The organism is Austwickia sp., from assembly GCA_016699675.1.
GTDB lineage: Bacteria > Actinomycetota > Actinomycetes > Actinomycetales > Dermatophilaceae > Austwickia.
Genome location: CP064985.1, coordinates 1,118,646 through 1,131,740, shown reverse-complemented (window position 1 = coordinate 1,131,740; position 13,095 = coordinate 1,118,646). Strand labels below are relative to the sequence as shown.

Here is a 13,095-nt window from a genome sequence, read left to right as displayed (position 1 = left end):
GGGTTTCGGCCCATATCGCGCGAGTCGGGCGTTGAGAATGTGACGGATGGGGGTGCGGCCAGCCGATTCATGGCCCATTTGGTGACAAATCATCGCGACGCCTCACCAAGGCCCCAGGCGTTTCCAGAGCGCTCACACTGGGCCCGGGCTCACGCCCGACAGGACTCTGTGGAAGTCCTGTCCCGCCCTCTGTGATGGGAGCGGCCGCCGGATCGTCAAGGGCTGACCGAACGGGACGGTGAGGATGCAACCAGGAAGGGCCGTCGCCAACCGCGGCGGCCCTTCCGTGATGGCGTACCCAGTGACCCGCTGGACAGATCGTGGCCAAGGCGAGCCCAGCTGATTGCCGAAGTCCCTACGCGGGCCGATGGCCCAATAGTGTCCTGCCGACTGGTCAGGACGGGAATAGACCCGGATTTACTTCGGCGGCAGGAGAATTAAATGAATATAGCTGACGTCATGCCTGTGATGCGCACTGCCGGGTTGCGAATCCCGATCTGGCTAGGGGTCGTGCTGATCGTTGTCGGCGTCGTGGCATGGCTTTATTCCAAGCAGCGGGGCCGGTAGTGGCCCTGCGTTCGCCGCGTGGCGTGGCGGGCCTGGTGCTCGCGGTTAGCGCAGCCGCGCTGTTCGGCAGCGCCGGTTGCGCGGACAACGGAGCCATGACCTGCGCCGACTACGGGCAGAAAGACGACAACGAGCGCGGCGCCGTGGTTCGAGAGATGATCCGGGACCACGGTCTTGATCCCCAGAGCAGTGCGATGGGAGCCGCCAAGGTGGGCTCGGACGTCGACGCGTTCTGTGGAACCCTGAGCTTTCCCGGCACCATCCGGCCGGCCACGAAGAATAGCACCCAGAGTATCGAAAATGGTGTGGCGTGGTCCGCATATACACGTTGACCTGCGGCGTTCGGGGCGGGCGCGACAGCAAAGCGCGCTGGACGGATAAGTCATGACGGGCGTTCTCGGGTTCCTCGCCTTCTTATTGCTGGCATGGGCTGCCGTCCGCATAAGCGACTCATTCTGGAGAAAAACGATGCGCACCGTGCGTCCCGGGACGCATCGCCGCGGTCAACAGCTGGCCCATGAGGCCACGGTGGTCAGCGCCCCCGTCTCCCCTCAGCGGCTGCTGGCCGAAATCGTCGCGGCGGTGAACGCGCGGCCTGACCCACCCGCGGTGGTGGCGGAGGTGTATCTCGCCCAGCGCACCCCGACCATGGCCCAGTTCGTCATGGGCACGCGACACGCGACAGGGTTCGTCTTCGCCGTGGAGGTCCGCGGCGACGAGTCGACATCCCAGGGGACAGCGAGTTGCCGGTCGTGGACGGAATCGGACGGCTTGGTTCAGCGGATCGACCGCCTGGAGTTGCTGCATGTCCGGGTCGGCGCAGCGGCCATGCACCTGGGCGGCAGCGTGCAGAGTGCCCCGACCAGAGCGACAGCCGATCAGAGCGACGGAGGAGCGGATCATGGAGCCTGACACCAGCCAACGTCCCTATCTCGGAGACGAACCAACGGTGCGACGAGAAGACGGCGACCGCATGATCCGGTCGGGCATCGGCATCTTCATCGTCGGGGTCGTCCTCGTGGTTCTGCAGTTGGCCTTCCACCTGAGCACGGTCCGGATCTCGCTGGCCGCGTTGATCGGCGGTCCCCTCTGTGTGGCTCTGGGGGTCGTGGTGCGAGCGCGGCGGTGAACCCGGCGTCCAGGTGGGGGCCGTCCGGCTCCTCCAGCCCGGGACGGTCACACGTGACGAATCTCGCGGCGGGGGCGCGCGCGGCCGACGTACCGATCAGCGACGATGGGACGGCGGCGACATTGCTGATGATGACGCCGACACGCGACCCGAGGAGCGATCCATGGCCAAGTACGACATCAACTCCACCACCCTGGGCGAGTTGCTGGACGACCCCGAGGTCGTCGGCATCTTCGACAAGCACGCCCCCGGCCTGACCAGCAACCCGATGATCGGCATGGCCAAGGGCATGACCGCGGCCCAGGCCATGGGCATGGCCGGCTCGATGATCGGCCAGGACAAGCTCGACGGGATCAAGTCCGAGGTCGAGGCGCTCTGACGCCACCCCGTACGGCGTACCTCTGCGGCGCCCGTCCCGATCAGGGGACGGGCGCCGCGGCCATGGCGGCCCGCAACCCGGCCGCGCTGGCCGCGAAGGCGGCGTCCTCGGCGGCGTCCAGGTCGAGTTCGATGACGTGCCGGGCGCCGCGGCGACCGACGCTGGTCGGCACGCCAATGAACAGGTCGGATTGCCCGTACTCGCCGCTCAGCAGCGTCGACACCGGCAGCGACACCTTCTCGTTGCGGAACACCGCCCGGGTGACCCGGGCCAGCGCCATCCCAATCCCGTAGCTGGTGGAACCCTTGGCGTCGATGATGTCGTACGCCGCATCGCGGGTCGCCACGAAGATGTCGTCGAGGTCGGCCCGCAGCTCCGGCCGCTCGGCCAGGCGACGGTGCAGCGATCGCCCGGCGATGTTGGCCGCGCTCCACACGGGCAGTTCGGAGTCGCCGTGCTCCCCGATGATGAGCGCGTGCACGTTGGACGTGGCCACCTCGAAATAGCGGCCGAGGTTGAACCGCAGCCGGGCCGTGTCCAGAGTGGTGCCCGAGCCCAGGACCTGCGCCGACGGCAGGCCGGACAGGCGCCACGTCGCGTACGACAGCACGTCCACCGGGTTGGTCGCCACCAGGATGATGCCGTCGAAGCCGGAGGCCATGATGCGCCCGACGATGTCCGCGAAGATCTTGAGGTTGATGCCGAGCAGGTCCAGGCGCGTCTGGCCGGGCCGCTGGGCCGCGCCGGCGCAAATGACGACGAGCGCCGCGTCACGGCATTCGTCGTAGTCCCCGAAGGACACCGAGACCGGGCTGGGCGCCCACGCCTCGCCGTGGTTGAGGTCGAGCACGTCGGCGCGGGACTTGCGTTCGTCGAGGTCGATGAGCACGAGCTCGTCGATGAGGCCCTGGTTGACGACGGCGTACGCGTAGGCCATGCCGACCGCCCCGGTGCCGACGAGGACGACCTTGTTGTCGACGTATTTCATGGGCCGATCCTGCCAGTACGCCGGGCCCACGCGACACGGTCGATCTCGTAGACGACGTCGCCGTGTTCGGCGCCGGGCAGGGGATCGGACCACGACCGTACGTCGGTGCTCACGTGCCGCATTCCCAGGGCCCGCATGACGCCCCGGGAGCCGGCGTTCACCGCCATCGTCTCGGCCCAGATCACGTCGAGACCCGCGGCGTCGAAGCCGTGGGCGACGAGCGCCCGGGCGCCCTCGGTGGCCAGCCCCTGGCGCCACAGCGCACGCCGTACCCGCCAGCCCGCCTCCGCCCGCCGGGGCTGGTCGGGGCCGGCGACGGTCGCCGCGTCCCCTGCCTGGCTGCCGGCGCCGGCCTGGTCGCCCCACTGCGCCACGTCGGCGCGCGCCGGCGACAGGTCCCACCAGCCGAGGAAGTCGCCCTCCGCCACCCCGGGCACCATTGCGGCGCAGGCCGCGGTGGCGAACCCGGCCCACCAGCCGAGGGCGAGGTGGTCCGCGTAGGCGTCCCCGCAGATCGGGCCCCAGAAGTCGCACGCCTCGGTCTCCGTGCGGGCGCGGCCCAGGATGTAGCGGAGGACCTGTGGGTCGGCGTCCAGCTCGATGAGGTGCGGCAGGTGGTCCAGCGTCAGGGGCCGCAGCTCGATGCGCTGCGTGCGCAGAACGGGGCGGCTCACGCGACCATCATGGCCGCGGTGATTCGTCGGGCGCAGGGCAGCGACATCGCCGGCCACCGAAGGCGCTGGCCATAGACGTCGGCGGCCGCAGACGCCGCAGGCCACCGGCGCCGCAGGCCACCGACGCGCGCGTGGCGTGCCGGTGGCCTGCGGAGCGACGTCAGTGCTTGCCGTTGCCGTTCGCGGGGGCCTCGAACAGCGGCGGGTACTTGCGCTCCTCGCGCGGCACCCACTTCTGGTCGACCGGGCCCACGTAGACCTGCCGCGGCCGGTAAATGCGGCCCTTCGGGTCCTCGTGGATCTCCTTCCAGTTGGCGATCCAGCCGGGCATGCGCCCGATCGCGAACATGACCGTGAACATGTTCAGCGGGATGCCGATGGCGCGCAGGATGATGCCCGAGTAGAAGTCGACGTTCGGGTAGAGCTTGCGCTCCACGAAGTAGTCGTCCTCCAGCGCCGCCTCGGCCAGATCGTGACCCAGGTCGAGGAGCGGGTCCTCGATCTTCATCTCGGTCAGCAGGTCCTCGGCCGCCTCGCGCAGGATCTTCGAGCGCGGGTCGAAGTTGCGGTAGACGCGGTGTCCGAAGCCCATCAGCTTGACGCCGCTGTCCTTGTCCTTGACCTTGCTGACGTATTCCTTGACGTCCATGCCGGACTCGCGGATCTTCTGCAGCATCTCGATCACCGCGACGTTGGCGCCCCCGTGCAGCGGGCCCCACAGCGCGCAGACGCCCGCGGAGCAGGAGGCGAACATGTTGGCCTCGGAGGAGGCCACCATGCGCACGGTGGAGGTGGAGCAGTTCTGCTCGTGGTCGGCGTGCAGCAGCAGGAACAGGTTGAGCGCCTTGGTCTCGGTCTCGCTCGGCTCGTAGTTCCGGTAGGGCACCGAGAACATCATGTGCAGGAAGTTCTCGACGTACTTCAGGTCGTAGCGCGGGTAGACGATCGGCTCGCCGATGCTCGACTTGTACGACGCCGCCGCGATCGTGCGGACCTTGCTCATGAGCACCGCGGCGGCCCGCTCGACGGACTGGTCTTCGTCGGCGTGCCACACGTCGTCGTTGTGGGCCGAGAGCGTGTTGATCATGGCCGACAGGATCGCCATCGGCGGGGCGAAGGTCGGGAAGCCGTCGAAGTGCTTGCGCATGTTCTCATCGAGCATTGAGTTCTCGGTGAGCAGGTGTGCGAAGCGCTCGCGGTCCTCGATGGTGGGCAGCCGCCCGAAGATGACCAGCCAGGCCGCCTCGACGAACGAGCTCTTGCCGGCGATGTCCTCGATCGGGATGCCCCGGTAGCGCAGGATGCCCGCGTCGCCGTCGATGTAGGTGATCGCCGACTTGCAGGACCCGGTGTTGCCGTAGCCGTCGTCCAGCGTGATGTAGCCGGTCTTCGAGCGCAGCCCGCTGATGTCGATGGCCTTCTCGTGCTCCGTGCCCTCAATGATGGGGACTTCGTAGGTCGTGCCGTCCAGCTCGATCCGGCTGATCTCGCTCATACCGTCGTCTCCTTTGTGACAGGGTCGCCGCTGCGTTCAGCGTAGTCAGCCGGGACAGGCGCGGCGCCCTGAGGGGGACCGGGGCTTGGTCACCCGTCCGGACCCGGCCGGTGGTCGGTCGCCGCGGCGTGGGCCCGGGCCGGGAGGAAGAGGGCCCGCTCCAGGCGGGCCCCATCGAGGCGGCATCCGCGCAGGTCAGCACCCAGCAGGCAGGCGTCCGCGAGGTCCGCGCCGCGCAGGTCGGCCCCCAGGAGGCTCGCCCCCGTCAGGTCGGCGCCGCGCAGGTCTGCGCCCCGTAGGCGGCGCCCGGCGAGGTCCGCGCCGGGAGCGCGGGAGGACAGATCGGTGGCGAGCGCGGACGGGGGGCGGGTCCGCACGGACGACGCGCGGGCGATCGCCGCCGTTCGGCGCAGCAGGCCTCCGGCGAGCGCGCGGAGGGGAGCAGGGTCGTACGTCGTCAGGGCCTCGGCCGCCCGGAAGGCCGCGAGTTCGACCTCCCGTTCGGCGGCGGCCAGCTCGTGGGCCAGCCCGGGGTCCTGGGCCAGCGCCGGGTCGTGCGCCCGACCGCCGGGCCCGACCAGCGCCCGGGCCTCCGCGAGGTATCGGCCGACCTCGAAGACGCCGAGTAGCGCGCGGAACACGGCGTACTGCTCCGGCGTCCATGCGGGGGTCGCGCCGCCGGGTTCGCTGGCCCAACCGCGCCCGCCGTACGTCGTGTGCACGGCATGCGGACCGGCGCCGGCGCAGTCGAAGGCGACGCAGCCGCGCCACCCGCGGTCGGCGAGGTGGGCGTGAATGGCGCAGGCGTACGGGCCCTCGGGGCTGCCCAGGTGGCGGCAGGGTCGCCCGGCCGGCTTGCTCTCGGGGAAGTCGGCCGAGCGCTGGTAGGGCAGCGCGACGCAACACAGCCCCGCGCAGCGGGCGCAATCGGCGACGAAGCTCAGGGTCATGGGTGGTATTTCGGCGCGATCAGACCAGGCCGAGGGGCAGGCCCGTGGCGTACTCGCCGTCGACCACCGGCCCGGAGTCGCCGGTCACGCCGACGCGCTCGGCCAACGCGACGAGGGCCTCGCCGAGCCCGGCGTCGAGGTGGTGCGTCGCCTCGGCGTCCCCGCGCGTCCGGCCGCGGGTGATGACGGCGACCGGCGTACCGCGTTTGTGGGCGTGCCGCACGAACCGGTAGCCGCTCATGACCTGCAGACTCGACCCCAGCACGAGGAGCGTGGCCGCGGCGTCGACGGCGGCGTACGCGCGTTCCACGCGGTCCTTCGGGACGGACTCGCCGAAGTACACGACGTCCGGCTTGAGCGTGTCCGCGCCGCAGCGCAGGCAGCGGGCGAGGCGGAAGGACCGTACGGCGTCGTCGGCGATCGCCACGTCGCCGTCGGGGCGCACCTCGCGGGTGCGAATGTGTTCGGCGAAGCCGGGATTCGCGGCCGCCAGCCGGGCCTGGACCTGCTCGCGGGCGGTGCGGTCCGCGCAGGTGAGGCAGCGGACGACCGAGAGCGTGCCGTGCAGTTCGAGGACGTCGTCGGCGCCCGCCTCCTGGTGCAGCCCGTCGACGTTCTGGGTGATGATCGGGCCCACGAGCCCAGCGCGCTGGAGCGCCGCGACGACGCGGTGGCCGGCGTTCGGCCGGGAGGCGGCGAAGCGATCCCACCCGACGTACGCGCGGGCCCAATACCGTTGCCGCGCAGCCGAGGTGGCGACGAACTCGCCATACTCCATGGGTTTGACGCGGCGCTGCCCGTCCGGGCCTCGGTAGTCCGGGATGCCCGACTCGGTGCTCATGCCCGCCCCGGACAGGACGCACACGCCACCGTCGGCGACGAGGTCGGCGATGGCGTCCAGGACCGCCAGGTCCGGGTGGGGCGCAGGCACCCGCCCAGTATGGCCCGCCCCGAGTTCCCGCGGATCGGCGCCCGAAACTCGTCACCACGGTTGCAGGGGGGATCACCACGCGGGGCCCCGGGCGCCCGAAACCCGTCACCACGGTTGCAAGGGGGATCACCACGCGGGGCCCTGGGCGCCCGAAATCCGTCACCACGGTTGCCACAGGTGGGGTGGGCTGGCTGGGGTGGGGTCGCGCGTGGTGAATGTTGGTTCATCGCCGCGGATTGGCGCCGAAACCCTTGCCGTGGCGCAGTTTCGGCCGATGAGAGTACGCCTTCACGTCCAGTCACGAGGAGAGCCCCATGGCGCACCCGAAGCCCGTCGAAGAGCATTCCAGAGGTACGTCGGGACGGGGTCACGCCTTGGGGACGGTGGCGAAGATCCTGAGCGTCATCGCGCTGGTGGCCCTGACGACGCTCGCCGTGGGTGCCGTCGGGGTGTACTCGATTCGCACCGTCGCCGACCTCAACACCGCCACCTCGGAACGCGACGTCGACGGCATCACCAAGGCGTCCGCCCTCAAGTCGGGCTTCGTCACGGTGCGCTTCCTGGCGTCCAGCACCCAGCTGCAGACCGACCCCGCGGCCAAGAAGACGACGGGAGACCAGCGCGACGCGGTCCTGACCCAGACGGCCCAGGACGCCAAGGCCTTCGCTGAGCGGCCGGACCTCTCCGCGGCCGAGCGGACGACGGCCGGCGAGGTCGCCACGGAGCTATCGGACTACAAGAAGGCGATGGACGACGTCAACGCGCTCTTCGCGGCGGGCAAGGCCAACGAGGCCAACGTCCTGCGGGCGCAGACCCTCGGCCCGTTGTCGACCAAGCTCGCGGGCAACCTCGACAAGATCATCGCGATGAAGGTCGAGACCGCCGCTCGGGCGCAGGCCGAGGGTCAGGACACCGCGCGGCGGGTCATGCTGGCCATCGTGGTCGTCGGGCTCCTCGGGATCGTTGCGGCGCTCGCCGTGGGCCTGCGCGTCGGCCGATCGATCGTGTCCGGCCTCAACCGCATCCAGACGGTCGCCCGGGCCGCCGCCGGCGGCGACCTGTCCCAGCGCACCGGTGTCACCAGCGCCGACGAGACCGGGGAAGCCGCCCGCGCGCTGGACGCCTCGCTGACCCAGATCGGTGGCCTGATGACGCAGGTGACGGTGACCGCGGATCGGGTCGCCGAGGCCGTCGGCGGCCTGCAGGGCTCAGCCCGCACCGTCGTCCAGCAGGCGGAGGGTGCGGCCGACGCCGCCGGCCAGGTGTCGGCGGCCGCCGGAAACGTCTCGAGCAATGTGCAGACGGTGGCGGCGGGTACCGAGGAGATGACGGCGTCGATTCGGGAGATCGCGAAGAACGCTAACGACGCGGCGGGTGTCGCCGCCTCTGCGGTGCAGGTGGCCGATCAGACCAATGCGACGGTGGCCAAGCTGGGCGAGTCCAGCGCGCAGATCGGCGATGTGATCAAGTCGATCACGAGCATCGCCGAGCAGACGAACCTGTTGGCGCTGAACGCGACGATCGAGGCGGCTCGGGCCGGTGAGGCGGGTAAGGGCTTCGCGGTGGTGGCCAATGAGGTTAAGGACCTGGCCCAGGAGACGGCCAAGGCGACCGAGGACATCAGCCACCGGGTGGAGCAGATTCAGGTCGACACCGAGGCCGCGGTGGCGGCGATTGCGGAGATCAGTGGCATCATCGCCCGGATCAACGACACCCAGTCCACGATCGCCTCGGCGGTGGAGGAGCAGACCGCCACGACGAACGAGATGGGCCGCAACGTCAACGAGGCGGCGACGAGCAGCTCCCAGATCGCCACGAGCATCGACGCGATCGCTGGCGGCGCGCGGAGCTCGCGAGAAACGGTGCAGGCCATGGGCGGCGCGCTCGACGAGCTCGCGACCATGAGCGGAGAGCTGAAGGCGCGGGTCAGCGCGTTCACGATCTGAGCAGACACCGATCTGAGCAGACACCTCTGCGCAGTCCACACCAGCGCCGACCGGCCGCCGAACATCCCGCGCGGCGTCCGGTCGGCAACGCGGGCGGCCCTGTCGACGACCGGGCCGCCCGCGCCTCGCTGCGGCGGCACGACACCTCCTAGCCAAATGGCGCGATCCCAGGCACTCTTGAACGAGCGACCTGTTATCGCACAGGCGACGGATCAGGAGGTGCACGTGTCGAGGACAGCGCGGTTGGCCGCCGGAATCGGTGGCGTACTCGTGGCGGCCGCGATCGGCGTGACCGGTGCCGCCGTCTCGAACGGGACCTCGACGTTGCCCGCCGCCCCCGTCGCCGCGACCATGACCCCGACCAGCGACGCCCCGGCTCCCCGCCAGCCCGGCAATGCTCCCGCCCATGGCCACCACCAGGACGGATCGCTGACCCAGCTCGCCACGGCGTTGGGCGTCGACGAGGCCACCATGCGGTCGGCCCTGGACAGCGCCCGTGCCGAGGTGCGGGCCCAGCGCCCGAAGCCCGCCGGAGCGGCGGCCGCCCAGGCCGCGATGATCAAGGCCGTCGCCGCCAAGCTCGGCAAGAGCGAAACCCAGGTCCGCGAGGCCTTCCAGGCCTTCCTGGCCGCCCACCAGGCGGGATCGCGGGACGCGCTCACTCGCCGTCTCGACGCGGCGGTCGCCGCGGGCCGGCTCACCGCGGCGGAGCGAGCGGCCGTGCTGAAGGCGTACGACGCCGGCGTGCTCGGCCGCGGCCCCGGCGCGATGGGCCGCATGGGCCACCCGGGCAGCCCCACGAAGTCCCCGGCCCCCCGCGCCTAACCCTCCGCCTCCTGCGCCGACCCCAGCACCCGTACGCCGAGCTGCGCGGCGAAGCTCCCCGCCAGGTCGAGGCACTGCTCCGGCGAGATCGTCGCTCCGGCCAGGCCAGTCAGCCCGTCGAGCCTCCTGAGGGTCGCGCCGGTGAGATCGACGTCGGACAGGCGCGCCTCGTGGAGATCCAGCCGCTCCACGGTCACGTCGACCAGCGTCAGACGCCGTACCGTCGCACCCCCCAGGTCCAGGTCCCCGAGGTGCACCCCCTCGAACCGCACCTCCTCCAGCTCGGCACCGCGCAGGTTCACGTAGTCCCAGCGCCCGTCCACCACGCCCACCCGGGTCCACGAGGCGGATCGCGCATCGAGCACCCCCCACCGGCACGACCGCAGCAGGACGTCGCGGAACTGCGCATGCGCGACCATGAGGGCCGTCGCGGCGACGTTCTGGAAGAGGCAGTCGGCCAGCCGTGCCCCGGTCAGCACCGCGTCGTCCCAGTGGCCGCCGGACACCAGGCACTCCAGCAGGACCGCGTCCGGGGCGACCGCCCCCGGCTGATCGATCCCGCGGAGCTCGACGGCGTCGTACGTCTCGCCGGCGGCGAGCCTGCCGTCGTACGGCGTACGCGGGCCCTCCGTCGGCTCGGGGAGCTGCACCGGCCCGGCCGGCGGGACCGACCGCGAAGCGCGGCGACCCCGACCCGCGCGACCCCCACCCACACCCCCTGCGCGACCTGCGCGAGCCGCGCCGTCCCCGGGGGCACCCCCGACGGCACCCCCGCTGGCCGGTCTCATGCCGACTCCTGCCCCGCGCCCGGCCCCGTGCTCGGCTCCGCGGCCAGTGCGATCGTCAGCTCGAGCACCGCGTTCGGGTCGTCCAGCGCGTCCCCGAACAGCTCCCGCAGCTGGCCCATGCGATAACGCACCGTCTGGGCGTGCACGAACAGCTCCTCCGCAACCTGTTCGCGCTTGCCGTGGTGGAGCAGCCAGGAGCGCAGGGTCTCCGCCAGCCGGGCCCGGGCTGCGGGCCGCAGGCCGTCCAGCGGGGCGAGGACCCGGGCGCGGAGGTCGCCGTACGCCTCGTCGTCGGCCAGCAGCACCAGGTCCACGAGCCGTTCGTCGGTGTCGACGGTGTCGGTGTCCTGCACGAGGCGCAGCCCGCGGAGGGCCCGCGCCACGGAGGCATGGGCCTGCGGCCAGGGGCGGGTCGGTCCGATCACGGCCCCCCGGTCCTGCAGTCGGCGGTGCAGCGCGGCGCGGGTGGCCGGCGTCACGTCCGGGACCAGGAGCAGGGTGAGGTCGTCGTCGAGCCCGGGAACGTCGCCGGTGGCCTGCAGCGTGTGCGGATGCAGCCCGGTGACGACGCCCGCCGCCCGCCGGGCCGGCAGCAGCACCGCCGTCAGCGTCGCCGGCGGCTCCCAACCCGCCCGGTCGGCGCGGCGAAGCAGCTCCTCGCGGTCGGCCCCGCCCGCGACGGCGCGGACGATGCGCTCCTGAAGCCGCTCGTGCGCCCGCCCGCTCGTGGCCAGCTCGTCGGCGTGCCCGGACACGCTCGCGCCGGACAGCTCATCGATGAACGCGAACACGTGGTCCGCGAACTGCCGGACCGCCGCCGCCGGCATGCCGCTGGCCACCGCCTCGCGGGAGAGCCCGCGCCAGGCGACGCGGGCGCCGAGCCGGTACGCCGAGTGCAGCGCCTCCATCGACCGCCCCGAGCGGGCCTCGCCCCGGCCGAGGTCGTACGCCTCCGCCGTGGCCCGTGCCATCGCCGCCGTCACGACCTCCTCGCGAGTCTCGCGCAGCCCGATGTTGAGGAAGACGTCGAGCGCCAGCTGGACGGCCTCTCGGATCCGCTGGCCCCGTTGGCCGGTGAACGGCCCGCGATAGCTCGGGACCTGCTCGATGATGGTCGCCACGGCCTCGTCGGCGACATCGGACAGAACGGACCTCATCCGCTCATAGGTCGCCTCGTCCAGCCGCCACGTCGACGGCTCGGGACGGTCGCGGTCGTCCGGGTCGATCTTCACTCCCGCAGGATAGAAGTTCCCGTCCGATTCACGCGATTCGGTCAGGGATTTATCCCCGCGGAAGCGAATACTGGTCTTGTGGCCACCATGACATCGTCACCCCCTGCCCCGGCGCGGCCGCGTCGAGGCCTGCGGCTTCGGGACGCGGCGCTGAAGGTCGCCTCCTGGGCGACCACGCCGCTGTTGCCGACGGACTATCTCGACCTCATCGATCCGCTGCGGCTGGGCAGCCAGCTCCGCGGCCGGATCGTCGCCCGCCGCCTGGAGACCCCCGACATGGCGACGTTGATCATCCGGCCGGGACGCGGCTGGCAGGGGCACGTCCCCGGCCAGTACGTGCGCGTGGGCGTGGACGTGAATGGCGTCCGGCACTGGCGGTCCTACTCCCTGACCCATCGCGCCGACGCCCGCGACGGGCTGATCTCGATCTCGGTGAAGCGCGGTGGCCGGATCTCCGCCTACCTCATCGACGACATCGCCCCCGGCGACCTGATCCAGCTCGAGCAGGCGGCCGGCGAGTTCGTCCTGACGGCCCAGCTGCCCGCGAAGATCCTCTTCCTCACGGCGGGCAGCGGCATCACCCCGATCCTGGGAATGCTGCGCAACAGCGCCACCCGCGGCGCGGACGTGGTGCACGTGCACTGCGGGCCCGATGCCGACTCGCTGCTATTCGGCGCCGAGATCGCGCTGCTGGGCGCCGCTGGCACGATCACCTTCAAGCCCTGGCACACGCGCGAGCGGGGCCGGATCGACCTGACCGATTCGGCGGCCCTGGATGACCTCGTGCCCGACTGGCGCGAGCGGCAGGCCTGGGTGTGTGGCCCCGGCGCCCTGCTCGATGCGGCCGCCGAGCTGTGGGACCAGGCCGGCTGCCCCGACGCGCTGCACGTCGAGCGCTACCAGGCGGCCCGGGCCGCCGTCGGGGAGGGCGGTGTCGTCTCCTTCTCGCGCAGCGCCGTGGCCGTCGAGACGGACGGTACGACGCCGCTGCTCGACGCCGGCGAGGAGATGGGTGTGCTCATGCCCTCCGGGTGCCGGATGGGCATCTGCTTCGGCTGCTGCGCCTCCCTGACCTCCGGCAGCGTCCGTGACCTGCGCACGGGCGATGTCACCAGCGCTCCCGTGGACGGCCAAATCGTGGTTCAGACCTGCATCAACGCGGCCGCAGGCCCCTGCACCGTCGACCTGTGA

The 13,095-nt window shown here is 71.4% G+C and carries 14 protein-coding genes; 7 read left to right on the top strand and 7 right to left on the bottom strand.

Annotation, left to right across the window (positions count from 1 at the left end):
• Window positions 1-590 precede the first annotated feature (590 nt).
• From IPK37_05275 to IPK37_05260, 4 genes are all read left to right on the top strand, one after another.
• The gene (locus IPK37_05275) at window positions 591-899 is read left to right on the top strand and encodes a hypothetical protein (GenBank protein ID QQS01818.1); all 309 of its coding nucleotides are present in this window, start codon (window positions 591-593) and stop codon (window positions 897-899) included.
• 52 nt (window positions 900-951) lie between these two features.
• Window positions 952-1,479, top strand: coding sequence for a hypothetical protein (locus tag IPK37_05270; protein QQS01817.1), 528 nt, complete (start codon window positions 952-954; stop codon window positions 1,477-1,479).
• Window positions 1,469-1,696: a hypothetical protein gene (locus IPK37_05265; protein QQS01816.1), complete on the top strand. Its 228-nt coding sequence runs from the start codon at window positions 1,469-1,471 to the stop codon at window positions 1,694-1,696. Before IPK37_05270 ends, IPK37_05265 begins: the two co-directional genes overlap by 11 nt.
• Before the next feature lie 163 nt (window positions 1,697-1,859).
• Window positions 1,860-2,075: a hypothetical protein gene (locus IPK37_05260; protein ID QQS01815.1), complete on the top strand. Its 216-nt coding sequence runs from the start codon at window positions 1,860-1,862 to the stop codon at window positions 2,073-2,075.
• Window positions 2,076-2,115: 40 nt separating this feature from the next.
• Here IPK37_05260 and IPK37_05255 read toward each other — a convergent pair whose 3' ends face one another.
• The 5 genes from IPK37_05255 to IPK37_05235 all read right to left on the bottom strand — a co-directional run bounded on the left by IPK37_05255 (window position 2,116) and on the right by IPK37_05235 (window position 7,092).
• A complete protein-coding gene (locus IPK37_05255; GenBank protein QQS01814.1) occupies window positions 2,116-3,063 on the bottom strand; it encodes an L-lactate dehydrogenase in 948 nt (315 codons plus the stop codon).
• Window positions 3,060-3,737: a GNAT family N-acetyltransferase gene (locus tag IPK37_05250; protein QQS01813.1), complete on the bottom strand. Its 678-nt coding sequence runs from the start codon at window positions 3,735-3,737 to the stop codon at window positions 3,060-3,062. Before IPK37_05250 ends, IPK37_05255 begins: the two co-directional genes overlap by 4 nt.
• Before the next feature lie 160 nt (window positions 3,738-3,897).
• Window positions 3,898-5,232 carry a citrate synthase gene (locus IPK37_05245; protein ID QQS01812.1) on the bottom strand — a complete coding sequence of 445 codons (1,335 nt, stop codon included), beginning with the start codon at window positions 5,230-5,232 and terminating at the stop codon, window positions 3,898-3,900.
• Window positions 5,233-5,321: 89 nt separating this feature from the next.
• Window positions 5,322-6,182 carry a pentapeptide repeat-containing protein gene (locus tag IPK37_05240; GenBank protein ID QQS01811.1) on the bottom strand — a complete coding sequence of 287 codons (861 nt, stop codon included), beginning with the start codon at window positions 6,180-6,182 and terminating at the stop codon, window positions 5,322-5,324.
• 19 nt (window positions 6,183-6,201) lie between these two features.
• Entirely contained in the window at window positions 6,202-7,092 is an 891-nt protein-coding gene (locus tag IPK37_05235) for an NAD-dependent protein deacetylase (GenBank protein ID QQS02686.1), read from the bottom strand.
• An 887-nt stretch (window positions 7,093-7,979) separates the two neighbouring features.
• Between IPK37_05235 and IPK37_05230 the strand changes: the two genes are divergently transcribed.
• Both IPK37_05230 and IPK37_05225 read left to right on the top strand, forming a co-directional pair.
• Window positions 7,980-9,059, top strand: a complete 1,080-nt coding sequence (locus IPK37_05230; protein QQS02685.1) for a methyl-accepting chemotaxis protein — start codon at window positions 7,980-7,982, stop codon at window positions 9,057-9,059.
• A 225-nt stretch (window positions 9,060-9,284) separates the two neighbouring features.
• A complete protein-coding gene (locus IPK37_05225; GenBank protein QQS01810.1) occupies window positions 9,285-9,884 on the top strand; it encodes a hypothetical protein in 600 nt (199 codons plus the stop codon).
• On the opposite strand, the gene IPK37_05220 is transcribed toward IPK37_05225, so the two are convergent.
• Both IPK37_05220 and IPK37_05215 read right to left on the bottom strand, forming a co-directional pair.
• Window positions 9,881-10,534: a pentapeptide repeat-containing protein gene (locus IPK37_05220; protein QQS01809.1), complete on the bottom strand. Its 654-nt coding sequence runs from the start codon at window positions 10,532-10,534 to the stop codon at window positions 9,881-9,883. The two genes, IPK37_05225 and IPK37_05220, sit on opposite strands and share 4 nt — an antisense overlap.
• A 134-nt stretch (window positions 10,535-10,668) precedes the next feature.
• On the bottom strand, window positions 10,669-11,829 hold the full coding sequence (locus IPK37_05215; protein QQS02684.1) for a helix-turn-helix domain-containing protein: 1,161 nt from the start codon (window positions 11,827-11,829) through the stop codon (window positions 10,669-10,671).
• A 162-nt stretch (window positions 11,830-11,991) separates the two neighbouring features.
• Between IPK37_05215 and IPK37_05210 the strand changes: the two genes are divergently transcribed.
• Window positions 11,992-13,095 carry a ferredoxin reductase gene (locus IPK37_05210; GenBank protein ID QQS01808.1) on the top strand — a complete coding sequence of 368 codons (1,104 nt, stop codon included), beginning with the start codon at window positions 11,992-11,994 and terminating at the stop codon, window positions 13,093-13,095.

Coding starts and splice junctions, on each gene's coding strand:
- IPK37_05265 (QQS01816.1), top strand. CDS start 1,469: ATGGAGCCTGACACCAGCCAACGTCCCTATCTCGGAGACGAACCAACG.
- IPK37_05230 (QQS02685.1), top strand. CDS start 7,980: ATGAAGGTCGAGACCGCCGCTCGGGCGCAGGCCGAGGGTCAGGACACC.
- IPK37_05260 (QQS01815.1), top strand. CDS start 1,860: ATGGCCAAGTACGACATCAACTCCACCACCCTGGGCGAGTTGCTGGAC.
- IPK37_05270 (QQS01817.1), top strand. CDS start 952: ATGACGGGCGTTCTCGGGTTCCTCGCCTTCTTATTGCTGGCATGGGCT.
- IPK37_05215 (QQS02684.1), bottom strand. CDS start 11,829: ATGAGGTCCGTTCTGTCCGATGTCGCCGACGAGGCCGTGGCGACCATC.
- IPK37_05240 (QQS01811.1), bottom strand. CDS start 6,182: ATGACCCTGAGCTTCGTCGCCGATTGCGCCCGCTGCGCGGGGCTGTGT.
- IPK37_05210 (QQS01808.1), top strand. CDS start 11,992: ATGACATCGTCACCCCCTGCCCCGGCGCGGCCGCGTCGAGGCCTGCGG.
- IPK37_05245 (QQS01812.1), bottom strand. CDS start 5,232: ATGAGCGAGATCAGCCGGATCGAGCTGGACGGCACGACCTACGAAGTC.
- IPK37_05255 (QQS01814.1), bottom strand. CDS start 3,063: ATGAAATACGTCGACAACAAGGTCGTCCTCGTCGGCACCGGGGCGGTC.